The organism is Pseudomonas sp. W3I7, assembly GCF_030816095.1.
Lineage (GTDB): Bacteria > Pseudomonadota > Gammaproteobacteria > Pseudomonadales > Pseudomonadaceae > Aquipseudomonas > Aquipseudomonas salomonii.
Window position 1 is genome coordinate 5,798,581 of the sequence record NZ_JAUSXP010000001.1, and the last position, 23,318, is coordinate 5,821,898.

Consider the following 23,318-nt stretch of genomic DNA (forward strand, 5'->3'; position numbering starts at 1 on the left):
AGCGGCGCCTCCCGTGGTTTACCCACATAAAAGCCCCTTTCATCAGAAAAACCTCGGCATACCCAAGGCCGCCCCTGTCTGCTAGGCTCCCGCCCCTGCGCCACCGCCTGCCTTTATATGAGACTCCCCGCGTGCCCGACGCCATTTTGCGCCTAGCCCTGCCCTCGCCCCTGCGCCGCCTGTTCGACTACCGGGCCCCGGCCGGCGTGTTGCGGGCGCAGTTGCAGCCAGGCATGCGCGTGCGCGTGCCGTTTGGCCGTCGCGAGATGATCGGCATTCTGATCGAAGTGGCCGATCACAGCGAAGTCCCTGCCGAAAAGCTCAAACCGGCCCTGGCCATCCTCGATGCCACGCCACCGCTACCGCCCGCACTGTTCAAGCTATGCCTGTGGACCGCCCAGTATTACCAGCACAGCCTCGGCGATACCCTGAGCTGGGCGCTGCCGGTGCTGCTGCGCCAGGGCGAACTGGCTGAAGCACGCCAGGAGCGTTTCTGGTCGATGGTGCCCGGCGCACGCCTGGATGACCCGCGCATCGCCCGCGCCCCGCGCCAGCGTGAAGCCCTCGCGACCCTGGCCCAACACCCCCACGGCGTGGCCCACCAACTGTTAAGCAAGCTGATGCTGAGCAAAGACAGCCTCGACCTGCTGCTGGCAAAGGGCTTGGTGCAGGTGGAAATCCGCAAGCACGCGCCGGACCCGCGCCACGACCATTGGCTGGCTCAGCCGGAACTGCCGCTGAACCCCGAGCAGCGCGCCGCCTATGAAGCCATTCGCGCCGGTTTCGACAGTTTCCACGCCTTCCTGCTCGCCGGCGTCACCGGCAGCGGCAAGACCGAAGTGTATTTGCAGCTGATCCGCGAAACCCTGCAAGCCGGCAAGCAGGCATTGGTGTTGATCCCGGAGATCAACCTGGGCCCGCAAACCCTGGCGCGCTTCGAACAGCGCTTCAACGCACGCATCGCCCTGGTGCATTCGGCGGTCAACGACCGTGAGCGCCTGGAAGCCTGGCTGGCGGCGCGGGATGGCGAGGCCGACATTATTATCGGCACCCGCTCGGCACTGTTCACGCCGATGAAAAACCCCGGCCTGATCATCATCGACGAGGAGCACGACGGCTCTTATAAACAGCAGGAAGGCCTGCGTTACCACGCCCGCGACCTGGCGCTGGTACGCGCGCGCCAGGAAGACATCCCGATTGTGCTGGGCTCGGCCACTCCGTCTCTGGAAAGCCTGCACAACGCCTACACCGGCCGTTATGGCCTGCTGCGCCTCAATGAGCGCGCGGGCGGCGCCAAGCAACCACGCTTCCTGCGCCTGGATGTAAAAAGTCGCCCGCTGGACAGCGGCATTTCCGGGCCGATGCAACAGGCCATCGGCCAAACCCTCGCCGCCGGCCAGCAAGTCCTGGTGTTTCTCAACCGTAGGGGTTTTGCGCCGACGCTGTTGTGTCATGACTGCGGCTGGATGTCCGAGTGCGAACGCTGCGATGCACGCATGACCGTACACCAGCGCCACGGCGAACTGCGCTGCCACCACTGCGGCCACGTGGAGCGCGTACCGCGCCACTGCCCACAATGCGGCAAAGTGGATTTGCGCCCGGTGGGTGCGGGCACCGAGCGCGCCGAGGAGCGCCTGGGCATTCTGTTTCCGGATTACCCGGTGCTGCGCGTCGACCGCGACAGCACTTCGCGCAAAGACGCGATGAACCAGCTGTTTGCGACCATTCAGAAAGGCCAGCCGTGCATCCTGATCGGCACGCAGATGCTCGCCAAAGGGCACCACTTCCCACGGGTCACGCTGGTGTCGATCCTGGACGCCGACGGTGGTTTGTTCTCCGGCGACTTCCGCGCCAGCGAGCGCATGGCGCAGTTGATCGTGCAGGTGGCAGGCCGTGCCGGGCGCGCCGAAGAGCCGGGCAAGGTGATTATCCAGACGCATCTGGCCGACCACCCCTTGCTGATTCAACTGACAGAACAGGGCTACTTCGCTTTCGCCGAACAGGCCCTGAGCGAACGCCGCTCCGCCGGCCTGCCGCCGTTCGCACACCTGGCGCTGTTGCGCGCCGAAGCGCACAAGCCAGGGCAGGCCGAAAGCTTTCTCGACGAGGCATGCAGCGCCGCCGAACGTTTGCTCGGCGAATTGGGTCTGACCGGCATCGAATTGCTCGGCCCGGTGCCCGCACCGATGGAGCGCCGCGCCGGGCGGTATCGCGCCCAGCTACTCTTGCAGGCAACGTCCCGCGCACCGCTGCATCGGCTATTAAGTAGCTGGATGCTTGCCCTGGAGCAAATGCCCAGCGGCCGCCAAGTGCGATGGTCGCTGGATGTGGACCCGGTAGACCTGTATTGACTGCAAAATCGCAATCGCAGGCAAGCCAGCTCCCACATTTTGAAATGTGAACACCCTTAAATGTGGGAGCGGGCTTGCCCGCGATGAGGCCCGCAGGTCTACCAACCTGTCTGAATGGTTGGCAAGCCCGCCCTCGCCACGGATAATGCCCAGTTTTTCCACCTGCGCATCGCGCACCGCCGCTTGCGGTCGAAAGAGAACACCATGAAAGACACCATTCGCCAGCTGATCCAACAAGCCCTCACCCAACTCGTCAACGAAGGTGTGTTGCCTGAAGGCCTGTCGCCGGCGATCCAGGTGGAAAACACTCGCGACAAGACCCATGGCGATTTTGCCAGCAACATTGCGATGATGCTGTCCAAGCCCGCCGGCATGAAACCGCGCGACCTGGCAGAGAAAATCATTGCCGCGCTGCCGGCCGACGAGAGTGTGACCAAGGCCGAAATCGCCGGCCCGGGCTTTATCAACTTCTTCCAGAACACCCAGGCCCTGGCTTCGCGCCTGGACGCGGCGCTGGCCGACGCCAACATTGGCGTGCGCAAGGCCGGCCCCGTGGAGCGTGTGGTGATTGACCTGTCGGCACCCAACCTGGCCAAAGAGATGCACGTGGGCCACTTGCGCTCGACCATCATTGGTGACGGCGTGGCGCGGGTGCTGGAGTTCCTCGGTGACGACGTGATCCGTCAGAACCACGTGGGCGACTGGGGCACCCAGTTCGGCATGCTGATGGCCTACCTGCAGGAAAACCCGATTACCAGCAACGAACTGGCCGACCTGGAAAACTTCTACCGCGCCGCCAAAAAGCGCTTCGATGAATCCGAAGAGTTCGCCGACCGCGCCCGTGGCCTGGTGGTCAAGCTGCAAGCCGGCGAGGAAGATTGCCTGGCGCTGTGGGGCCGTTTCCGTGAGATTTCGCTGTCGCACTGCCAGGAAATCTACGAGCTGCTCAACGTAAAGCTGACCATGGCCGACGTGATGGGCGAAAGCGCCTACAACGACGACCTGATCAACGTGGTCAATGACCTCAAGGCTGCCGGCCTGTTGGTTGAGAGCAACGGCGCGCAGTGCGTGTTCCTCGAAGAATTCAAGACCGCCGACGGCGAGCCGCTGCCGGTGATCATCGTCAAGGCCGACGGCGGCTACCTGTACGCCACCACTGACCTGGCAGCCGTGCGCTACCGCAGCGGCGTGCTCAAGGCCGACCGCGCGCTGTACTTTGTCGACCAGCGCCAGGCCCTGCACTTCCAGCAGGTGTTCGAAGTGGCGCGCCGCGCAGGCTTCGTCACCCACCCGATGCATATGGAACACATGGGTTTTGGCACCATGAACGGCGCCGATGGCCGGCCGTTCAAGACCCGCGACGGCGGCACCGTGAAGCTGATCGACCTGCTCAACGAAGCCCAGGAGCGTGCCTACAACCTGGTGAAGGAAAAGAACCCGGAGCTGGCCGAGGCCGACCTGCGCAACATCGCCCGCGTGGTGGGCATTGGCGCAGTGAAGTACGCCGACCTGTCCAAGCACCGCACCAGCGACTACAGCTTCAACTTCGAACTGATGCTCAACTTCGAAGGCAACACCGCGCCGTACCTGCTGTACGCCTACACCCGTGTGGCTGGTGTGTTCCGCAAGCTGGGCAAGGATTTCAGCGAGGTTGAAGGCCGGATCGTGCTGGATGCCCCGCATGAACAGGACCTGGCGGCCAAGCTGGCGCAGTTCGGCGAAGTGCTCAACAGCGTCGGTGAAAAAGGCACGCCGCATATCCTCTGCACGTATTTGTACGAAGTTGCCGGCCTGTTCTCCAGCTTCTACGAGAACTGCCCGATCCTTACGGCCGACGACGAAGCCCAAAAGCAAAGTCGCCTGCGCCTCGCCGCACTGGCTGGACGGACCCTCAAGCAAGGCCTGGAACTGTTAGGCCTGGAAACCCTGGAGCGTATGTAAGTTGGCTGCCAAGAAAAAACCTGCACCCAAGCGCGGCGCCAGCCGCTATCAGGCACCGGCGAAAAAGCCAATTCCGGGCTGGCTGTGGATGGCTATCGGCCTGGCGGTCGGCGCGTTTGTGGTGATCCTGATGAAACTGGAGCCCGGCAAGGGCGATGACGTCAAACGGGTCAAGCAAGAACAGCAGAAGGCTACGAAAATGGCCGAAGCCAATAAAACAGCGCCAAGCCCGACCGCACCCGTGAAGCCGAAATACGACTTCTACACGCTGCTGCCGGAATCGGAAGTGATCGTGCCACCTGACGCCGTGCCGGAGAAAACCCTGCCGACGCCGCAAGTGCCGACCACACCGGTTACACCCGCGGAAGCGGCGAAAATCGACACTGCACGCGCGCAAGCGGCGTTGGCCGGGATCACTCCGCCGCCACCGCCACCGGTGGCGACCACCAAAGCGGCGCCGGTGACCAAGTTCTTCCTGCAAGCGGGCTCGTTCCCGAAACAGGCGGATGCGGATCGTGTGCGTGCGCAGATCATTCTGCTGGGCCAATCGGTGACGGTAGAGTCCGGCACAGTGAAGGATGCGACCTGGTATCGCGTGTTGGTGGGGCCGTTCAGTAACCGTGAACAGCTGACTGTGGCGCAGAAGCAACTGGCGGGTGCCGGCTTTAGCAATCTGCTGTTACAACAACGCCAGAGCCGCTGATTCGGGCTCAACGCTGATCAAAATGTGGGAGCTGGCTTGCTGTGGCGAGCAAGCTTGCTTGCGCTGGGGTGCGAAGCGCCCCCAAAAAAAGCCGGCTCCAGCTGCGCTGTCGAGCGGGAGCAAGCTCCCTCGCCACAGCAAGCCAGCTCCCACACTGGGTATTGCGGTGTTTTCTGGAAGGTGTCAGACCAGCACACACCACTCGTCCGCACACACGTCCTACGGTTGAAATCCCCCCCGCCACCCCCATATGAGAATCCATCAGGGCATTTTCGCCCCGCTGCGTGGAGACTCTCCCCTTGACCACCATCGTTTCAGTACGTCGCCACGGCAAAGTCGTCATGGGCGGCGACGGCCAGGTTTCCCTTGGCAACACCGTGATGAAAGGCAACGCCAAGAAAGTGCGTCGCCTGTACCACGGCCAGGTTCTCGCCGGTTTCGCTGGCGCCACTGCCGACGCCTTCACCCTCTTCGAACGCTTCGAAGGCCAGCTGGAAAAACACCAGGGCCACCTCGTTCGCGCCGCTGTCGAACTCGCCAAGGAATGGCGCACCGACCGCTCCCTCAGCCGCCTGGAAGCCATGTTGGCAGTCGCCAACAAAGACGCATCCTTGATCATCACCGGTAACGGCGATGTGGTTGAACCCGAGCACGGCCTGATCGCCATGGGTTCCGGCGGCGGCTACGCCCAGGCGGCAGCCAGCGCGCTGTTGAAGAAAACCGACCTGTCGGCCCGCGAAATCGTCGAGACCGCCCTGGGTATCGCCGGCGATATCTGCGTGTTCACCAACCACAACTTCACCATTGAGGAGCAGGACCTCGCCGAGTAAGCCGTAGGCTTATTCCGCTTGAGGCCGCCAAACACTTATGTCCATGACTCCCCGCGAAATCGTCCATGAACTTAATCGCCATATCATCGGCCAGGACGATGCCAAGCGCGCCGTTGCCATTGCGCTGCGTAACCGCTGGCGCCGGATGCAACTGCCCGAAGAACTGCGCGTTGAAGTAACGCCCAAGAACATCCTGATGATCGGGCCGACAGGCGTGGGTAAAACCGAAATCGCCCGGCGCCTGGCCAAGCTGGCCAATGCCCCGTTCATCAAGGTCGAGGCCACCAAGTTCACCGAAGTGGGCTATGTCGGCCGGGATGTCGAGTCGATCATCCGTGACCTGGCCGATGCCGCCCTGAAAATGCTGCGCGAACAGGAAGTCACCAAGGTCAGCCACCGCGCTGAAGACGCCGCTGAAGAACGCATTCTCGATGCCCTGCTGCCACCGGCACGCATGGGTTTCAACGAAGACGCCGCACCAAGCTCGGATTCCAACACCCGCCAGCTGTTCCGCAAGCGCCTGCGTGAAGGCCAGCTGGATGACAAGGAAATCGAGATCGAAGTGGCCGAAGTATCCGGCGTCGACATCTCCGCACCGCCTGGCATGGAAGAAATGACCAGCCAGTTGCAGAACCTGTTCGCCAACATGGGCAAGGGCAAGAAGAAAAACCGCAAGCTCAAGGTAAAGGACGCGCTGAAACTGGTGCGCGACGAAGAAGCCGGGCGCCTGGTGAATGAGGAAGAACTCAAGGCCAAGGCCCTGGAAGCGGTCGAGCAGCATGGCATCGTGTTTATCGACGAGATCGACAAGGTGGCCAAGCGTGGTAACTCCGGCGGCGTCGATGTGTCCCGCGAAGGCGTACAGCGCGACCTGCTGCCGCTTATCGAAGGCTGCACGGTGAACACCAAGCTGGGCATGGTCAAGACCGACCACATCCTGTTTATCGCCTCTGGCGCGTTCCACCTGAGCAAACCAAGCGACCTGGTGCCGGAGCTGCAAGGCCGTCTGCCGATTCGCGTGGAACTCAAGGCGCTGACCCCGGGCGACTTCGAACGCATCCTCAGCGAGCCGCATGCTTCGCTCACCGAGCAATACCGCGAATTGCTGAAAACCGAAGGCTTGGGCATCGAATTCCAGCCGGACGGCATCAAGCGCCTGGCGGAGATTGCCTGGCAGGTCAACGAAAAGACCGAAAACATCGGCGCCCGTCGCCTGCATACGCTGCTTGAGCGTCTGCTGGAGGAAGTGTCCTTCAGTGCCGGCGACATGGCCGGCTCGCAGAATGGCGAAGCGATCAAGATTGACGCTGATTACGTCAATAGCCACCTGGGCGAATTGGCGAAGAACGAAGATCTGTCTCGTTATATCCTGTAAGTCTCACTCAGGGCCGCTTCGCTTTTAATGTGGGAGCTGGCTTGCCTGCGATAGCCATAGTGAATTCAACACCGCTATCGCAGGCAAGCCAGCTCCCACAGTTTTAAGCCGGTTCCTTCAGGACTATCTCTGGGCGGTTCCCCAATGACCAAATTACCCACCGCTGTAAACCTGCACAAAACCTCCAACACCCTCGGCCTCACCTACGGGCCGGACGAGGTGTACCACCTTAGCGCCGAACTGCTACGCACCCACTCGCCTTCCGCCGAGGTCCAGGGCCACGGCAAACCCATCCTGCAATTCGGCAAGCTCAACGTGCGGCTGACCAAGATAGAACCCGCCGGCCAGTACGCACTGAAATTGACCTTCGATGACGGCCATGACAGCGGACTGTTCACCTGGGACTACCTCTACCAACTAGCCGTGCGCCAGCAAGACCTGTGGGCCGACTACCTCGCCGAACTCAAAGCTGCCGGCAAAACCCGCGACCCGAGTGAGTCGGTCGTGCGGCTGATGCTCTAACTCAGGCGTCTTGCGCTTTAGAGGGCATTTTCTAATTTCATCTGCTTGAATGCCCTGTCGCGTGGTCAACGATTGGCCCGCTTGCGAAAAAAATTAAACTCGGGTAACCAATGGAACTGGCAAGTTCCCTGCATTTGACGATGCGGTATCAACGGTCACCCGGGTCGCAGTACCAGGCTGGTGTCGTGTATCGAAATTGGGTGCGCAGCAATCGCCGGTACTCGTCTTTCGGACAATGGAGCGTCGTAGATGAGTAACAAGAATAACGATGACTTGAAACGCCAGGCCTCGGAAAACACCCTGGGGCTGAACCCGATCATCGCGTTACGCAAAAAGGATTTATTGGCCTCAGCGAAGATGGTGCTGACCCAAGCCATCAAGCAACCGTTGCACAGCGTCAAACACGTCGCGCATTTTGGCGTGGAATTGAAGAACGTGATGTTCGGCAAGTCCGCACTGGCCCCCGAAGGCGATGACCGTCGCTTCAACGACCCGGCGTGGAGCCAGAACCCGCTCTACAAGCGTTACCTGCAAACCTACCTGGCGTGGCGCAAGGAACTGCACGACTGGATCGGCGACAGCAGCCTGTCGGAACAGGACATCAGCCGCGGCCACTTCGTGATCAACCTGATGACCGAAGCCATGGCCCCCACTAACAGCGCGGCCAACCCGGCGGCGGTCAAACGTTTCTTTGAAACCGGCGGTAAAAGCCTGCTTGATGGTCTGTCCCACTTGGCCAAAGACATGGTGCACAACGGCGGTATGCCGAGCCAGGTCAACATGGGCGCCTTTGAAGTCGGCAAGACCCTGGGCACCACCGAAGGCGCCGTTGTATTCCGTAACGATGTGCTGGAACTGATCCAGTACAAGCCCATCACCGAGCAGGTGCACGAGCGCCCACTGCTGGTGGTGCCGCCGCAGATCAACAAATTCTATGTATTCGACCTGAGCCCGGAAAAGAGCCTGGCGCGCTTCTGCCTGCGCAATGGCCAGCAGACGTTTATCGTCAGCTGGCGCAACCCGACCAAGGCGCAACGCGAGTGGGGTCTGTCGACCTATATCGAGGCGCTCAAGGAAGCGGTCGATGTGGTCACGGCCATTACCGGCAGCAAAGACGTGAACATGCTCGGCGCCTGCTCCGGCGGTATCACCTGCACCGCCCTGCTGGGCCACTACGCGGCGCTGGGGGAGAAGAAGGTCAACGCCCTGACCCTGCTGGTGAGCGTGCTGGACACCACGCTGGACACCCAGGTGGCGCTGTTTGTCGATGAGCAGACCCTGGAGGCGGCCAAGCGCCACTCCTACCAGGCCGGCGTGCTGGAAGGCCGCGACATGGCCAAGGTGTTTGCCTGGATGCGCCCCAACGACCTGATCTGGAACTACTGGGTCAATAACTACTTGCTCGGCAACGAGCCGCCGGTGTTCGACATCCTGTTCTGGAACAACGACACCACACGCTTGCCGGCCGCCTTCCATGGCGATTTGATTGAGCTGTTCAAGAACAACCCGCTGGTGCGTGCCAATGCCCTGGAAGTGTGCGGCACGCCGATCGACCTCAAGCAGGTGACCGCCGATATCTACTCACTGGCCGGCACCAACGACCACATCACGCCGTGGCAGTCGTGCTACAAGTCGGCGCAGCTGTTTGGTGGCAAAGTGGAGTTTGTGTTGTCCAGCAGTGGGCATATCCAGAGCATTCTCAACCCGCCAGGCAACCCCAAGGCGCGTTACCAGACCAGCGATGGTTTGGCGGGCAAGCCGCTGGAGTGGCAGGAGAATGCCACCAAGCACACTGACTCGTGGTGGCTGCATTGGCAGGTGTGGCAGGCTGAGCGAGCGGGCAAATTGAAGAAAGCACCTACAAGCCTGGGTAACAAGGCCTATGCCGCAGCTGAGGCGGCACCGGGTACTTATGTGCACGAACGATAAGCAGATTTTGCGGTAGAAATACGATCAATGTGGGAGCTGGCTTGCCTGCGATAGCGGTGGGCCAGCTAGCTGATGAGCTAACTGACAGATGGCTATCGCAGGCAAGCCAGCTCCCACATCAACCGGGTTCTTCCAGACACGTAGCGCCACTTCACAGGGCTTGAGCATGCCGCAACCGTTCATCTTCCGTACCATCGACCTGGATGGCCAGACCATCCGCACGGCGGTACGCCCGGGCAAGCCTCACTTGACGCCGCTGCTGATCTTCAACGGCATCGGCGCCAACCTTGAGTTGGTGTTTCCGTTCGTCCAGGCGCTGGACCCGGACCTGGAAGTGATCGCCTTCGATGTGCCGGGTGTGGGGGGTTCCTCCACACCCAGCGTGCCCTATCGCTTTCCCGGTCTGGCCAAGCTCACTGCACGCATGCTCGATTACCTGAACTATGGCCAGGTGAATGCGGTGGGTGTGTCCTGGGGCGGCGCGTTGGCGCAGCAGTTTGCCTATGACTACCCCGAGCGCTGCAAAAAGCTGATCCTCGCGGCGACAGCAGCCGGGGCCTTTATGGTGCCGGGCAAACCCAAGGTGCTGTGGCTGATGGCAAGCCCCAGGCGCTATATCCAACCGTCCCACGTGGTGCGCATTGCACCGATGATTTATGGCGGCTCGTTCCGCCGCGATTCCAAACTGGCCGCCGAACATGCGAGCAAAGTGCGCTCGGCGGGCAAGCTCGGTTATTACTGGCAGCTGTTTGCAGGCCTTGGCTGGACCAGCATTCACTGGTTGCACAAGATCCGTCAACCGACCCTGGTGCTGGCCGGCGACGACGACCCGCTGATTCCGCTGATCAATATGCGCATGCTCGCCTGGCGCATTCCCAACGCACAGTTGCACATCATCGATGATGGCCACTTGTTCCTGATTACCCGCGCCGAAGCCGTGGCGCCGATCATCATGAAGTTTCTTGAAGAGGAGCGCCTGCGCGCGGTGATTCACCCACGACCGGCGGTGTAAGGACTACGCCGCCGCGCAACTTGCCAGGAACCGACTATGGTTCTGAATTGGCGTGCCTGTTGATGGCTTGACGAAGGAGTGTTGGCTCATGCGAGAAAGACCCGTGACGAACCCGGCGCCCACCCCTGCCGCGTTCATCAACGCGCAAAATGCGATCAGTGGCCTGCGGGGCCGGGATTTGCTGGCGACCCTGCGCAGTGTCGCCCACCATGGCTGGCGCAACCCGCTGTACACCGCTCGGCACGCCCTCGCGTTGGGCGGCCAACTCGGTCGCGTGCTGCTGGGTGAAACGGTGCATGCCCCCAACCCCGCTGACAGCCGCTTCGCCGACCCCACCTGGGCGCTTAACCCGCTGTACCGGCGCAGCCTGCAAGCCTATTTGAGCTGGCAAAAACAAACGCGTGACTGGATCAATGACAGCTCGATGAGCGCCGATGACCGCGCCCGCGCGCACTTTGCCTTCTCACTGATCAACGATGCCGTCTCGCCCTCCAACACCTTGCTCAACCCGCTGGCCATCAAGGAGCTGCTCAACTCTGGCGGCAACAGCGTGGTGCGCGGCGTGAGTAATTTGTTTAACGATTTGTTGCACAACAACGGCCTGCCCAGCCAGGTCAGCAAACACGCTTTTGAAGTGGGCAAAACGGTGGCAACGACCGCGGGTTCCGTGGTGTTTCGCAACGAGCTGCTGGAACTGATCCAGTACAAACCCATGAGCGAAAAGCAGTACGCCAAGCCGCTGCTGATCGTGCCGCCGCAAATCAACAAGTACTACATCTTCGACCTCAGCCCCGCCAACAGCTTTGTGCAGTACGCCCTGAAAAACGGCCTGCAGACGTTTATGGTCAGCTGGCGTAACCCGGATGTGCGTCACCGCGAGTGGGGCCTGTCCACCTATGTGGCGGCGCTGGAGGAAGCGCTGAATGTGTGCCGGGCAATCACCGGTGCCCGAGAGGTCAACCTGATGGGCGCCTGCGCCGGTGGCCTGACCATCGCTGCGCTGCAAGGCCACCTGCAAGCCAAGCGCCAGCTGCGGCGCGTCTCCAGCGCCAGCTACCTGGTGAGCCTGCTGGACAGCCAGATCGACAGCCCGGCCACCTTGTTCGCTGACGAACAGACCCTGGAAGCCGCCAAGCGCCGCTCCTACCAGCAAGGCGTACTCGACGGTCGCGACATGGCCAAAGTCTTCGCCTGGATGCGCCCCAACGACCTGATCTGGAACTACTGGATCAATAATTACCTGCTGGGCAAAGAGCCGCCGGCGTTCGACATCCTCTACTGGAACAACGACAACACGCGCCTGCCCGCCGCGTTGCATGGCGACCTGCTGGACTTCTTCAAGCACAACCCCCTGAGCCACCCTGGCGGCCTGGAGGTGTGCGGCACGCCCATCGACTTGCAGAAGGTCACCGTGGACAGCTTCAGCGTGGCCGGCATCAACGACCACATCACGCCGTGGGACGCGGTGTACCGCTCCACCCAACTGCTGGGCGGCGAGCGGCGCTTTGTGCTGTCCAACAGCGGGCATATCCAGAGCATCCTCAACCCGCCGGGCAACCCCAAGGCCAACTACGTCGAGAACTCCAAGCTGAGCAGCGACCCACGCGCCTGGTACTACGACGCCAGTCACGTCGAAGGCAGCTGGTGGCCGCAGTGGCTTGCGTGGATCCAGCAACGGTCGGGCGTGCAGCGCGAGACCCTCACCGCCCTGGGCAACCAGAATTACCCACCGATGGAAGCGGCGCCAGGCACGTACGTGCGGGTGCGCTGAGCTCAACGATCTGATTAAGAAGACTGGATGAAGACCCGCGACCGTATCCTTGAATGTGCCCTGCAGTTGTTCAACCACAAGGGCGAACCGAACGTGTCGACCATGGAGGTGGCGAATGAAATGGGGATCAGCCCCGGCAACCTCTACTACCACTTCCATGGCAAGGAGCCGTTGGTGCTCGGGTTGTTCGAGCGTTTTCAGAATGAACTGGCGCCCCTGCTCGACCCGCCGGCGGATGCGCAACTCAAACCCGAAGATTACTGGCTGTTCCTGCACCTGATCATCGAGCGCATGGCCCATTACCGGTTCCTGTTCCAGGACCTGTCGAACCTGGCCGGGCGCCTGCCGAAGCTGGCCAAGGGCATTCGCAACTTGCTCACGGCGCTCAAGCGCACCCTGGCTTCACTGCTTGCGCGCTTGAAGGCAGCGGGGCAGTTGGTCAGTGACACCCAGGCATTGGGGCAATTGGTGGAACAGATCACCATGACCCTGCTGTTTTCCCTGGACTACCAGCGGATTCTCGACCGTGAAGGCGAGGTGCGGGTGGTGGTCTATCAGGTCATGATGCTGGTGGCGCCGCATCTGCTATTGCCGGCGCGGCAGGCAACTGAGCGGTTTGCGCTCAAATACCTGGATGACGCGGATTAAAAATGTGCGAGCGGGCTTGCTCGCGAATGCGGTGTGCCAGCATCAGATGTGCTGACTGACACACCGCATTCGCGAGCAAGCCCGCTCCCACATTTAGCCTTAAGTGTTCTTGAGAGAGCGCCAAAAAAAACGCCCGACCTTCACAGGCCGGGCGTTTTTTGTGCCCTGAAGAAATCAGGACTGACTGGATGGCGTCGGGGTTACCGGCGTTGCAGTCGGGGCGGTAGCAGCATGGGTCGGTGCGGACACCGAATTGGCTGTCGAAGCGGTGGGTGCCGGGGTTGCAGGCTTGGCCGCAACAGCAGGCTTGGGCGCTGCAGGCTTCTTGGCAGCTGCTGGCTTCTTCGTGGCGGCAGGTTTTGCCGCAGGCTTGGCAGCAGCTTTAGCGGCCGCTGGCTTGGCTGCAGGTTTCGCAGCGGCGGTTTTAGCCGCAGGCTTGGCCGCCGGTTTTGCTGCTGCTTTGGCAGCCGGCTTAGCCGCAGGCTTGGCAGCGGCTTTAGCGGCCACAGGTTTTGCTGCAGGCTTGGCGGCCGGTTTGGCAGCCGCGGTTTTGGCAGCCGGTTTTGCCGCCGCTTTAGCCGGAGCCTTGGCCGCAGGTTTCGCAGTTGGCTTGGCCGCCGCTTTTACCAGAGGCTTGGCAGCGGTTTTGGCAGCCGGTTTAGCAGCCGCGGTTTTAGCCGCAGGCTTGGCAGCCGGTTTAGCGGCGGCGGTTTTGGCTGGAGCCACTTTAGCGCCGGTGAGTTTTTCGATTTGCTTGGTCAGGGTATCGACCTTGCTGTGCAGCGTCTTCAGTTCCGCTTTGCTGGGCACGCCCAGTCGCGAAATGGCACTGTTGAGACGCTTGTCGAACGTTTCTTCCAACTTGCCCCAGGTGTCAGAAATGCTCGACTTGGCGGAGCCGGCAGAGGCCTTGGCCGCTTCAACTTTTTTACCAACGGTGGTCTTGGTCAACTTCTCGGCCTTTTCGCCGTCCTTGACCAAGGTCTCGAAGTATTTGCCGCCGTCACTGCTAACCTTCGAGTACACGCCTAAACCAGCAAGCCAGATCTTACGGGAATATTTTTCAACCTCCCCGATCCACGAGCTGCCTTCTTTCTGAGTAGTCTTTTTAACAGCCATCCCGATGTCTCCTTAGTGTTTACGCGCGACACGTTCTAGCAATGTCGTCAGCTCTTCGAGCTTAGCAGAGAGTGTCTCCACGTCATGTTTAGACGCAATGCCGATTCGATTCAAGGCACTTGCAACACGCGTGTCAAAAGCTTTTTCAACTTTATCCAGTTGAACTTCAACCAAACCTTTGACGCTGGAGGCATTACTCTTTACTTGGTCAATCTGACTGTTGGCGGCGTCAAGTTGTTCAACCACAACTTTTTTGCCTTTACTTTCAACATGTTGACCGGTCTTAACCAGCTCTTTGAAGTACTCGCTGCCTTCACTGCCGACCTTGGCATAGGCGCCAAGTCCTGCCAGCCAGATCTTGCGGGCGTAGCTTTTAACGTCACTCAGGGCAGTGGACTGAAGGTCGATTTTTTTCTTCAAAATAACGTTGGCCATGGTGCACCTCACGCAGATCAGGGTCGAGGAACGGCCCACAGGAGTTGAGGGCTTGGGCACAAAGTAGGCTGGAAAATTAGAATCGGCACCCTAAGAACACATCGATCAAGCCAGCGCCTTATCCAGGGCTTTCTCGATTTCAGACTTGATGGTGCCGCTCATGGCCGACATCAACAGGCCCAACTCAACATCAATGCGCAGCGATTCATCGGCGACTAACACCGTGCCTTTAACCCCAGAACGCTTGAGGTTCAGGCTATCGCCCGACCACGATGACTCGAGGCCATATTGCTCCTTGAGTTTGTGCGCCAACTTCTCGGCCTTCGCGCGGGCGCCTTCTTTACCCAGGGAATGTGCACGCTCAACGGTAATACGGGCCATTGCAATGACTCCTCTTTATATCGACTCAGAACACCTGCCATGCGGCAAAAGGTCTCGATGAACACCTATCTTACCTTCAGCCTTGCCAAGACAAAGCAGGCGGTGGGGATTATCATGTCCCGCATTCTCTTTTGGTGACAGCGATATGACTGATCAGCGCAAAGGCAGCGATGCCGAACCCACCACTCACTTCGGCTTCAAGAACGTTCCGGAAAGCCAGAAAGCGGAAAAAGTCGCTGAGGTGTTCCACTCCGTTGCGGCCAAGTACGACCTGATGAACGACGTGCTCTCGGGCGGCATGCACCGCCTGTGGAAGCGCTTCACCATCGAGTTGTCGGGTGTACGCACCGGCAACCGCGTACTCGACATCGCCGGCGGTACGGGCGATCTGGCGGCCAAGTTCTCCAAGCTGGTTGGCCCGACCGGCCAGGTCGTGCTGGCGGACATTAACGGCTCGATGCTCAAGGTCGGCCGTGATCGCCTGCTGGATAAAGGCGTGGCCGGCAATATCGAGTTCGTACAGGCTGACGCCGAAAAGCTGCCGTTCCCGGACAACCATTTCGACTGCGTGACCATCGCTTTCGGCCTGCGTAACGTGACCCATAAAGAGGACGCGATCCGCTCGATGCTGCGCGTACTCAAGCCGGGCGGCCGCCTGTTGGTGCTGGAGTTCTCCAAGCCGACCAACGCGCTGATGTCCAAGGTCTACGACACCTACTCGTTCGCCTTCATGCCGTTGATGGGCAAGCTGATCACCAATGACGCCGAGAGCTACCGCTACCTGGCCGAATCGATCCGCATGCACCCCGACCAGGAAACCCTGAAGTCGATGATGGTGGAGGCCGGTTTCGACCGCGTGACCTACCACAACATGACCTCAGGCATCGTCGCCCTGCACCGCGGCATCAAGCCCTGATGCTGTTCGCAGGCCTCCTCGCCAGCGTCGAACACGGCATCAACCGTGTCCTGCGCCTGGACAGCACCGCCCTGGCGCGGCTTGCGCATTTGAACGGCAAGGTCATCGCCGTCGATTGCACCAGCCCCGCCCTGCAGCTGTTTATCCTGCCCAGCGATGAAGGCCTGCTGCTCGCCGGCGATTGGGCCGCCGAGGCCGACTGCACCCTGCGCGCACCCGCCTCGAGCCTGTTGCACCTGGCGCTGAGCCGCAACAAGACCGCGATCCTGCACAGCCCCGAAGTGGAGCTGGAAGGCGACAGCGCGGTGCTGATGGACCTGGCCGCCGTGCTGCAAGACCTGGAACTGGATTGGGAATACGAGCTGTCACGCTGGATCGGCCCGGTGGCCACCCAGTTGATCAGCGGGCACCTGCGCAGCCGCTCGCGCTGGTACCAGCAAGGGTTCGCCAGCCTCAACCAGAACCTTGCCGAATACCTGAGCGAAAAAGAATCGCGCACCCTGGTCGGAGAACGGGAGGCGCAAGCGCGCTTTCGCGAACTCGACAAGGCCAAAATCGACCTGGAACGCCTTGAGGCACGCTTCGAGCGCCTGAGCCGTTCCCTTGATCCAAGCGATAACGCATGAAGCTGCTCGCCGTCCGCCGTTTGTTTCGTATCCAGCGCGTCGTAATCCGCTACCGCCTCGATGACCTGCTGTTCGCCCTGCCGTTGCCGTGGTTCCTGCTGGCGGTGCGTTATGTGCTGCCCTGGCGCTGGTTCCCGCGCAAACCGCTGGAGTTGAGCCGTGGCGCGCGCCTGCGCCTGGCGTTGCAGGACCTGGGGCCGATCTTTATCAAATTCGGGCAGATCCTCTCCACGCGCCGTGACCTGCTGCCCGAAGACATTGCCGACGAGTTGATGCTGTTGCAGGACCGCGTGCCGCCCTTCGACTCGCAACAGTCGATGAAGCTGATCGAAGAACAGCTGGGCAAGAAGATCAGCGAGGTGTTCAGCCGTTTCGACGTCGAGCCCCTGGCCTCGGCCTCGGTGGCGCAGGTTCATGCTGCACAATTGAAGACCGGCGAAGAAGTGGTGGTGAAGGTCATCCGCCCCGGCCTCAAGCCGATCATCGGCCAGGACCTGGCGTGGCTGTTTATCCTCGCCCGCGCCGCCGAACGCTTCTCTGCCGATGCGCGCCTGCTGCACCCGGTGGACGTGGTCGCCGACTACGAAAAAACCATCTACGACGAACTCGACCTGCTGCGTGAAGCGGCCAACGCCAGCCAGCTCAAGCGCAACTTCGAAGGTTCATCGCTGCTGTACGTGCCCCAAGTGTATTGGGACTGGTGCCGCCCCAAAGTGCTGGTGATGGAGCGCATCTACGGCGTGCAGGTCACCGACCTCGCCACTCTTGCCGACCAGCGCACCGACATGAAGATGCTCGCCGAGCGCGGTGTGGAGATCTTCTTCACCCAGGTGTTCCGCGACAGTTTCTTCCACGCCGACATGCACCCGGGCAACATTTTCGTCAGCACCGTCAACCCGTGGAGTCCGCAATACATTGCGATCGACTGCGGCATCGTCGGCAGCCTGACCCCGGAAGACCAGGATTACCTGGCGCGTAACCTGTTCGCCTTCTTCAAGCGTGACTATCGCCGCGTGGCGCAATTGCACATTGATTCGGGCTGGGTGCCGGCCGAAACCAAGCTCAACGAATTCGAAGCGGCGATCCGCACCGTGTGCGAGCCGATCTTTGAAAAACCGTTAAAAGATATTTCCTTCGGCCAGGTGCTGATGCGTCTGTTCCAGACCGCGCGGCGCTTCAATATGGAAGTGCAACCACAGCTGGTGCTGCTGCAAAAAACCCTGCTCAACATCGAAGGCCTGGGCCGCCAGCTGTACCCGGACCTGGACTTGTGGAACACCGCGCAGCCGTTCCTGGAACGCTGGATGCGCGAGCGCGTCAGCCCGAAAACCCTGTTGGGCAACCTGCACAGCCAGATGGAACAACTGCCGCACCTGGCCAACATGACCCGCGACCTGCTGGAGCGCATGTCCCAGCCCCACGCCAAAGACCCTGCGCCGCCGTGGCACAGGCGCAAGGACGACTGGTTCCTGCGCCTGCTGGGCGCCGCCCACCTGGTCGGCGGCGCGATGCTGGCGATTGGCGGGCCGCTGAACCAATTGGGCCATTGGCCGGCGGGCATCATGGTCGCCGTGGGTGTTTATCTGATCGTGCGCCGATAGCCGATCCGGTTATACACTGTCGCAAATTGCCGGAGCCGAACATGAAAGACTGGCTGGACGAGATCAAGTGGGACAGTGACGGCCTGGTGCCAGCCATTGCCCAGGACTACAAGACCGGGCGCGTACTGATGATGGCCTGGATGAACCGCGAGGCCTTGAGCCTCACCGCCACTGAGCAGCGCGCCATTTACTGGTCACGTTCGCGTGGCAAACTGTGGCGCAAGGGCGAAGAGTCCGGGCACGTGCAGACCCTGCACGAGATGCGCATCGACTGTGATGCCGACGTGGTGATCCTGAAGGTCGAGCAGATCGGCGATATCGCCTGCCATACCGGCCGCCACAGCTGCTTCTATCGCGTGTTCGAAAACGGCGAGTGGAAGGTTGTGGAACCGGTGCTCAAAGACCCGCACGCCATTTACTCCGCAGGACACTGAACATGAGCGATACCCTGAACCGTGTGGCCCAGGTGCTGGAAGACCGCAAAGGCGCGGATGCCGACAGCTCCTATGTCGCCAGCCTGTACCACAAGGGCTTGAACAAGATTCTGGAAAAACTTGGCGAAGAGTCCATCGAGACGATTATTGCCGCCAAAGATGCGCAAATCAGCGGTGATTACAGCGATGTAATCTACGAGACCGCAGACTTGTGGTTCCATAGCCTGGTCATGCTCGCCCAACTGGGGCAGCACCCACAGGCCGTGTTGGATGAACTGGACCGTCGCTTCGGCTTGTCCGGGCATGCCGAGAAGGCCTCGCGCCCGTCCGCCTGAATAACTTTTACAGAGGAATTGCAGCATGGGCATTTTTGACTGGAAACACTGGATCGTCATTCTGGTGGTCGTGGTACTGGTGTTCGGCACCAAGAAACTCAAGAACCTGGGCACTGACGTGGGCGAGTCGATCAAGGGCTTTCGTAAAGCCATGAACGACGATGAAAAACCGGCCGACCCGATGGCCAACCCAGTGCCGCCGGCGCAGCCTGTTCACCCGCAGGCCACCCAGCCGATCACCGAGCGTCGTACCTTCGACGTGCAGGCTGAGAAAGTCCAAGAGCCGACCCGCAAAGACTCGTGAGCACTGACTAATGTTTGGTATCAGCTTCTCTGAACTGCTGCTCGTCGGCCTCGTGGCCTTGCTGGTACTCGGGCCGGAACGCCTGCCCGGTGCCGCACGCACGGCCGGCCTGTGGATCGGGCGCCTGAAACGCAGTTTCAACGCCATCAAACAGGAAGTTGAACGGGAAATCGGCGCCGACGAGATCCGCCGCCAGCTGCACAACGAACACATCCTGTCGTTGGAGCAGGAGGCGCGCAAGATTCTGTCGCCGGTGCAGGAGCCCGCCAAACCGGTGGAGCCTGTGCCCGAAAACAGCATTGCTCCGGCCGCCGAAGCACCACCAACCGCGCCCGCCCCGACTGAGCCAGCGCCGACGCCCGTGGCGTCGCCCGCTCCCCATGACCCTACATTGCCGCCGCGAGCCCCATGAGCGCTGATAAACCGGAAAACGACCAGCATATGCCGCTGGTCTCGCACCTCACCGAGTTGCGGACCCGCCTGCTGCGTTGCGTAGCGGCCATTTTCATCATCTTTGCCGGGCTGTTCGCCTTCACCCAGCAGATCTACACCTTCGTCTCCACGCCCTTGCGCCAGTACCTGCCGGCCGGCGCGACGATGATCGCCACCGACGTGTCGTCGCCGTTTTTGACGCCGTTGAAGCTGACCATGATGGTCTCGCTGTTCCTGGCGATCCCGGTGATCCTGCATCAGATCTGGGGCTTTATTGCTCCGGGCCTGTACAAGCATGAGAAGCGCATTGCGGTGCCGTTGCTGGTGTCGAGCATCCTGCTGTTCTACACCGGCATGGCCTTCGCGTATTTCCTGGTGTTCCCGCTGATCTTCAAGTTCTTCGCCGCCGCCACCCCGGCCGGCGTGGAAATGATGACCGACATCACCAGCTACCTCGACTTCGTGATGACGCTGTTCTTCGCCTTTGGCGTGGCCTTCGAAATCCCGGTGGCCGTGGTGCTGCTGGTGTGGATCGGCGTGGTCGACGTCAAATACCTGAAAAAAGTGCGCCCCTACGTGATCATCGGCTGCTTCGTGGTGGGCATGATCCTTACACCGCCGGACATTTTCTCGCAGACCTTGCTGGCCGTGCCGATGTGGATGTTGTTCGAGATCGGCATCCTGTTTGGCAGCCTGATCAGCAAGCGTGGCGATCACCCGGATGACCAACCCGCCGACGACGACCAGCCGCCAGCGACGCAACCGTGAACCTGCTGTTGCTTGAGGAGGCCGACTTTATCGCGGCCGACCGGGTGATCCTGCGTGATCGGCGCCTGGTGCATATGCAGGAAGTCCACCGCGCGCTGGTGGGCGACAACCTGCGGGTCGGGCGGATCGGCGGGTTGATGGGCAATGCGCAATTGCTGCGCCTGGAAGCCGGTGAAGCCGAGCTGCAAGTGAGCTTCGACCAGCCGCCACCGACCAAACTGCCGCTGACCCTGCTGCTGGCCCTGCCGCGCCCGAAGATGCTGCGCCGGGTGCTGCAAACCGTGGCGGCAATGGGCGTGCCGAAGGTGGTGCTGGTCAACAGTTACCGGGTCGAAAAAAGCTTCTGGCAAACCCCGTTCCTGGAGCCGGAAGCGGTTCGCGAGCAGTTGATCCTCGGCCTGGAACAGGCGCGGGACACCGTGCTGCCCGAGATCATCATCGAAAAGCGCTTCAAGCCGTTCGTCGAAGACCGCCTGCCAGCCATGGCCGCAGGGACTCTGGGCCTGATCGGCCATCCCGGCGATTACCCGGCGTGCCCACGTGGACTGGATGAGCCGGTGACCCTGGCCATCGGCCCCGAAGGCGGCTGGATCCCCTACGAAGTGGAGCTGTTGGCCAAGGCCGGCTTGCAACCGGTGCAACTGGGTGCACGCATCCTGCGCGTAGAAACCGCCGTGACCGCCCTGCTCGCTCGGTTGTTCTGACCTCACTGTCTGACAGACAACGCTGAACCCATGTGGGAGCGGGCTTGTGTGGGAGCGGGCTTGCTCGCGAATACGGTGGGTCAGAAACATATCCAGTGACTGATCCACCGCATTCGCGAGCAAGCCCGCTCCCACATTGGACTTGCATCGCTACAGAAACTTCCTACACAGCCGATAGCCTCTGAATAAGTCCAAGCCTTGTTCCAAAGGAGATCGCAGCATGTATCGTTGGTTAGCCGAAAAACTGGGGAATGTGAGCGTCAATCGCAAGCTGAGCATAGGCTTTGGCTTGGTGTTGATCCTGACGCTGTTGATCACCTTCACCGGCTGGACCGGCTTGGGCGACGTGATCAGTCGCGGCGACAAGCTGGGCTTTATCTCCAGCCTCAACGGCCTGACCAAAGACCTGCGCCTGGCGCGCCTGGACTTTGAAATGCGCCGGGGCGAACAAGGCACCGACGCCGTCAACGGCCTGCTGAAGCAACTGGACGATGGCCTCAAAACCGCCGAAACGTTGATCGAGCAACCCGACGACAAAGCCCTGGTCGAGCAACAGCTGGAAGCCTTGGGCCAATACAAAAAAGCCTTTGGCACTATGGTGCTGGCCGGCCTCAAGCGTGAGGGCGCACGCAGCAAGCTCGGCGACACCGCCGACAACGCCGTGGCCAAGATCAACGAAATCGAAGCGACCCTGCTGCAAGGCGACAGCGTCACGCAGTTCAACAGCGTGGTCGACCTGAGCAAGCTGATCCAACAGTCGCGCTTCCAGGTGCGCGGTTATACCTACAGCGGCAAGACCGAAGCCGAGCAACCCGCCCTGGATGCCATCGACAATGCCCTAAAGAAAATCACCGAGCTGCAAGGCAAGCTGCCTGAGCAATACCAGGCCAACCTGCAAGAGGCCGGCGTTTCACTGCAAGCCTACCGCGCCGCCGTCAGCCAGTACCGCGACTCCCAGGTCGCCAGCGCCGCCGCGCTGAAAATCATGACCGCCCAGGGCGATATCCTGCTGGGGCACAGCGAAAAACTCACCACCTCCCAGACCGCCGTGCGCGATGCCGATGCCGCCCACGCTAAACAGCTGTTGCTGCTGGCCACCGTACTGGCGCTGATCTTCGGTGTTCTCGCCGCCTGGGCCATCACCCGCCAGATCGTGATCCCGCTCAACCAGACCCTCCAAGTCGCCGAGCGCGTGGCCTCGGGCGATCTGAGCCATAACCTCAACTCCGCCCGCCAGGACGAGTTGGGCCAGTTGCAACGCGCCATGCAGAGCATGACCGTCGGCCTGCGCGAGTTGATCGGCGGTATCAGCGACGGCGTCACCCAGATCGCCAGCGCTGCCGAACAACTGTCGGCCGTGACCGAACAGACCAGCGCCGGGGTTAACAGCCAAAAGGTCGAGACCGACCAAGTGGCCACCGCCATGAACGAAATGGCCGCCACCGTGCAGGAGGTGGCGCGCAACGCCGAAGAGGCCTCCGAAGCTGCCGTAGCGGCGGACCAACAGGCCCGTGAAGGCGACAAGGTGGTGGGTGAAGCCATCGCGCAGATTGAGCGCCTGGCGATCGAGGTCGGTCATTCCACGGTGGCCATGGGCGACCTCAAGCGCGAGAGCGACAAGATCGGCAGCGTGCTCGATGTGATCAAGTCTGTCGCCCAACAAACCAACCTGCTGGCGCTGAACGCGGCAATTGAAGCAGCGCGGGCCGGTGAGGCCGGTCGCGGCTTTGCGGTGGTGGCCGATGAGGTGCGCAGCCTGGCCCAGCGCACGCAAAAGTCCACCGAGGAGATCGAAGAGCTGATCGTCGGCCTGCAAAACGGCACCCAGCAGGTGGCGACCATCATGGACAACAGCCGAGGCCTCACCGACAGCAGCGTCGAACTGACCCGCCGCGCCGGCAACGCGCTGAGCAATATCACGCGCACGGTCTCGACTATCCAGGCGATGAACTCGCAGATTGCCACCGCTGCCGAGCAACAAAGCGCTGTGGCCGAGGAAATCAACCGCAGCGTGTTGAATGTGCGCGACGTGTCTGAACAGACCTCATCGGCCAGCGAGGAAACTGCCGCCTCGAGTGCCGAACTGGCACGCTTGGGGATCTATTTGCAGTCTTTGGTCGGGCGCTTCCGCATCTGACCCGCACCTACGCGGCGGCCGGATCAAGGCCGCCGCAACTTATG

The 23,318-nt window shown here is 61.2% G+C and carries 23 protein-coding genes and 1 pseudogene; 21 read left to right on the top strand and 3 right to left on the bottom strand.

Annotated features, from left to right (window positions below; genetic code table 11):
• Positions 1-131: 131 nt before the first annotated feature.
• From QF043_RS26690 to QF043_RS26735, 10 genes are all read left to right on the top strand, one after another.
• Positions 132-2,351 (top strand): primosomal protein N', encoded by a 2,220-nt coding sequence (locus QF043_RS26690; protein ID WP_307420790.1) that lies wholly within the window; start codon positions 132-134, stop codon positions 2,349-2,351.
• 204 nt (positions 2,352-2,555) lie between these two features.
• Complete coding sequence (argS, locus tag QF043_RS26695; protein ID WP_307420791.1) at positions 2,556-4,292, top strand: arginine--tRNA ligase; 1,737 nt, start codon at positions 2,556-2,558, stop codon at positions 4,290-4,292.
• A 1-nt stretch (position 4,293) separates the two neighbouring features.
• Positions 4,294-4,995 carry an SPOR domain-containing protein gene (locus QF043_RS26700; protein WP_056860622.1) on the top strand — a complete coding sequence of 234 codons (702 nt, stop codon included), beginning with the start codon at positions 4,294-4,296 and terminating at the stop codon, positions 4,993-4,995.
• Positions 4,996-5,294: 299 nt separating this feature from the next.
• Positions 5,295-5,825: an ATP-dependent protease subunit HslV gene (gene hslV / locus QF043_RS26705; protein WP_010563201.1), complete on the top strand. Its 531-nt coding sequence runs from the start codon at positions 5,295-5,297 to the stop codon at positions 5,823-5,825.
• 37 nt (positions 5,826-5,862) lie between these two features.
• On the top strand, positions 5,863-7,200 hold the full coding sequence (hslU, locus tag QF043_RS26710; RefSeq protein ID WP_307420792.1) for an ATP-dependent protease ATPase subunit HslU: 1,338 nt from the start codon (positions 5,863-5,865) through the stop codon (positions 7,198-7,200).
• Positions 7,201-7,344: 144 nt separating this feature from the next.
• Complete coding sequence (locus tag QF043_RS26715) at positions 7,345-7,722, top strand: DUF971 domain-containing protein (RefSeq protein WP_307420793.1); 378 nt, start codon at positions 7,345-7,347, stop codon at positions 7,720-7,722.
• Between the two features lie 249 nt (positions 7,723-7,971).
• Positions 7,972-9,651, top strand: coding sequence for a class II poly(R)-hydroxyalkanoic acid synthase (phaC, locus tag QF043_RS26720; RefSeq protein ID WP_056860624.1), 1,680 nt, complete (start codon positions 7,972-7,974; stop codon positions 9,649-9,651).
• A 166-nt stretch (positions 9,652-9,817) separates the two neighbouring features.
• Positions 9,818-10,663, top strand: a complete 846-nt coding sequence (gene phaZ, locus QF043_RS26725; protein ID WP_305457124.1) for a poly(3-hydroxyalkanoate) depolymerase — start codon at positions 9,818-9,820, stop codon at positions 10,661-10,663.
• A gap of 88 nt (positions 10,664-10,751) precedes the next feature.
• Complete coding sequence (gene phaC / locus QF043_RS26730; RefSeq protein WP_307420794.1) at positions 10,752-12,434, top strand: class II poly(R)-hydroxyalkanoic acid synthase; 1,683 nt, start codon at positions 10,752-10,754, stop codon at positions 12,432-12,434.
• A 27-nt stretch (positions 12,435-12,461) separates the two neighbouring features.
• Entirely contained in the window at positions 12,462-13,082 is a 621-nt protein-coding gene (locus QF043_RS26735; protein WP_056860627.1) for a TetR/AcrR family transcriptional regulator, read from the top strand.
• A 174-nt stretch (positions 13,083-13,256) separates the two neighbouring features.
• Here QF043_RS26735 and QF043_RS26740 read toward each other — a convergent pair whose 3' ends face one another.
• The 3 genes from QF043_RS26740 to QF043_RS26750 form a co-directional block, all read right to left on the bottom strand.
• Positions 13,257-14,201 (bottom strand): phasin family protein, encoded by a 945-nt coding sequence (locus tag QF043_RS26740; RefSeq protein ID WP_307420795.1) that lies wholly within the window; start codon positions 14,199-14,201, stop codon positions 13,257-13,259.
• Positions 14,202-14,213: 12 nt separating this feature from the next.
• Positions 14,214-14,636 carry a phasin family protein gene (locus QF043_RS26745; protein WP_307420796.1) on the bottom strand — a complete coding sequence of 141 codons (423 nt, stop codon included), beginning with the start codon at positions 14,634-14,636 and terminating at the stop codon, positions 14,214-14,216.
• 105 nt (positions 14,637-14,741) lie between these two features.
• Positions 14,742-15,017: a polyhydroxyalkanoic acid system family protein gene (locus QF043_RS26750; protein ID WP_017138585.1), complete on the bottom strand. Its 276-nt coding sequence runs from the start codon at positions 15,015-15,017 to the stop codon at positions 14,742-14,744.
• Positions 15,018-15,162: 145 nt separating this feature from the next.
• Here QF043_RS26750 and ubiE point away from each other — a divergent pair, with 145 nt between their 5' ends.
• From ubiE to QF043_RS30935, 11 genes and pseudogenes are all read left to right on the top strand, one after another.
• A complete protein-coding gene (gene ubiE / locus QF043_RS26755; protein ID WP_003171186.1) occupies positions 15,163-15,933 on the top strand; it encodes a bifunctional demethylmenaquinone methyltransferase/2-methoxy-6-polyprenyl-1,4-benzoquinol methylase UbiE in 771 nt (256 codons plus the stop codon).
• Positions 15,933-16,559 carry an SCP2 domain-containing protein gene (locus tag QF043_RS26760; protein ID WP_307420797.1) on the top strand — a complete coding sequence of 209 codons (627 nt, stop codon included), beginning with the start codon at positions 15,933-15,935 and terminating at the stop codon, positions 16,557-16,559. Before ubiE ends, QF043_RS26760 begins: the two co-directional genes overlap by 1 nt.
• Complete coding sequence (gene ubiB, locus QF043_RS26765) at positions 16,556-18,160, top strand: ubiquinone biosynthesis regulatory protein kinase UbiB (RefSeq protein ID WP_307420798.1); 1,605 nt, start codon at positions 16,556-16,558, stop codon at positions 18,158-18,160. Before QF043_RS26760 ends, ubiB begins: the two co-directional genes overlap by 4 nt.
• Positions 18,161-18,201: 41 nt before the next feature.
• On the top strand, positions 18,202-18,594 hold the full coding sequence (gene hisI, locus QF043_RS26770) for a phosphoribosyl-AMP cyclohydrolase (RefSeq protein ID WP_012721796.1): 393 nt from the start codon (positions 18,202-18,204) through the stop codon (positions 18,592-18,594).
• Positions 18,595-18,596: 2 nt separating this feature from the next.
• On the top strand, positions 18,597-18,929 hold the full coding sequence (locus QF043_RS26775) for a phosphoribosyl-ATP diphosphatase (protein ID WP_017138590.1): 333 nt from the start codon (positions 18,597-18,599) through the stop codon (positions 18,927-18,929).
• 25 nt (positions 18,930-18,954) lie between these two features.
• The gene (locus QF043_RS26780) at positions 18,955-19,233 is read left to right on the top strand and encodes a twin-arginine translocase TatA/TatE family subunit (RefSeq protein ID WP_056860633.1); all 279 of its coding nucleotides are present in this window, start codon (positions 18,955-18,957) and stop codon (positions 19,231-19,233) included.
• Positions 19,234-19,243: 10 nt separating this feature from the next.
• Positions 19,244-19,645, top strand: a complete 402-nt coding sequence (gene tatB / locus QF043_RS26785; protein WP_307420800.1) for a Sec-independent protein translocase protein TatB — start codon at positions 19,244-19,246, stop codon at positions 19,643-19,645.
• Complete coding sequence (gene tatC, locus QF043_RS26790; protein ID WP_056860635.1) at positions 19,642-20,433, top strand: twin-arginine translocase subunit TatC; 792 nt, start codon at positions 19,642-19,644, stop codon at positions 20,431-20,433. The genes tatB and tatC overlap by 4 nt, the downstream gene beginning before the upstream one ends.
• A complete protein-coding gene (locus QF043_RS26795) occupies positions 20,430-21,137 on the top strand; it encodes a 16S rRNA (uracil(1498)-N(3))-methyltransferase (RefSeq protein WP_307420801.1) in 708 nt (235 codons plus the stop codon). Before tatC ends, QF043_RS26795 begins: the two co-directional genes overlap by 4 nt.
• 220 nt (positions 21,138-21,357) lie before the next feature.
• Positions 21,358-22,416 (top strand): annotated as a pseudogene (locus QF043_RS30930) (methyl-accepting chemotaxis protein); the annotation flags it as partial.
• Between the two features lie 144 nt (positions 22,417-22,560).
• Positions 22,561-23,274 (top strand): methyl-accepting chemotaxis protein, encoded by a 714-nt coding sequence (locus tag QF043_RS30935; protein ID WP_373460791.1) that lies wholly within the window; start codon positions 22,561-22,563, stop codon positions 23,272-23,274.
• Positions 23,275-23,318: the final 44 nt, after the last annotated feature.

Coding starts and splice junctions, on each gene's coding strand:
- argS (WP_307420791.1), top strand. CDS start 2,556: ATGAAAGACACCATTCGCCAGCTGATCCAACAAGCCCTCACCCAACTC.
- hslU (WP_307420792.1), top strand. CDS start 5,863: ATGTCCATGACTCCCCGCGAAATCGTCCATGAACTTAATCGCCATATC.
- QF043_RS26715 (WP_307420793.1), top strand. CDS start 7,345: ATGACCAAATTACCCACCGCTGTAAACCTGCACAAAACCTCCAACACC.
- phaC (WP_056860624.1), top strand. CDS start 7,972: ATGAGTAACAAGAATAACGATGACTTGAAACGCCAGGCCTCGGAAAAC.
- phaZ (WP_305457124.1), top strand. CDS start 9,818: ATGCCGCAACCGTTCATCTTCCGTACCATCGACCTGGATGGCCAGACC.
- phaC (WP_307420794.1), top strand. CDS start 10,752: ATGCGAGAAAGACCCGTGACGAACCCGGCGCCCACCCCTGCCGCGTTC.
- QF043_RS26735 (WP_056860627.1), top strand. CDS start 12,462: ATGAAGACCCGCGACCGTATCCTTGAATGTGCCCTGCAGTTGTTCAAC.
- QF043_RS26740 (WP_307420795.1), bottom strand. CDS start 14,201: ATGGCTGTTAAAAAGACTACTCAGAAAGAAGGCAGCTCGTGGATCGGG.
- QF043_RS26745 (WP_307420796.1), bottom strand. CDS start 14,636: ATGGCCAACGTTATTTTGAAGAAAAAAATCGACCTTCAGTCCACTGCC.
- QF043_RS26750 (WP_017138585.1), bottom strand. CDS start 15,017: ATGGCCCGTATTACCGTTGAGCGTGCACATTCCCTGGGTAAAGAAGGC.
- ubiE (WP_003171186.1), top strand. CDS start 15,163: ATGACTGATCAGCGCAAAGGCAGCGATGCCGAACCCACCACTCACTTC.
- QF043_RS26760 (WP_307420797.1), top strand. CDS start 15,933: ATGCTGTTCGCAGGCCTCCTCGCCAGCGTCGAACACGGCATCAACCGT.
- ubiB (WP_307420798.1), top strand. CDS start 16,556: ATGAAGCTGCTCGCCGTCCGCCGTTTGTTTCGTATCCAGCGCGTCGTA.
- hisI (WP_012721796.1), top strand. CDS start 18,202: ATGAAAGACTGGCTGGACGAGATCAAGTGGGACAGTGACGGCCTGGTG.
- QF043_RS26775 (WP_017138590.1), top strand. CDS start 18,597: ATGAGCGATACCCTGAACCGTGTGGCCCAGGTGCTGGAAGACCGCAAA.
- QF043_RS26780 (WP_056860633.1), top strand. CDS start 18,955: ATGGGCATTTTTGACTGGAAACACTGGATCGTCATTCTGGTGGTCGTG.
- tatB (WP_307420800.1), top strand. CDS start 19,244: ATGTTTGGTATCAGCTTCTCTGAACTGCTGCTCGTCGGCCTCGTGGCC.
- tatC (WP_056860635.1), top strand. CDS start 19,642: ATGAGCGCTGATAAACCGGAAAACGACCAGCATATGCCGCTGGTCTCG.
- QF043_RS30935 (WP_373460791.1), top strand. CDS start 22,561: ATGAACGAAATGGCCGCCACCGTGCAGGAGGTGGCGCGCAACGCCGAA.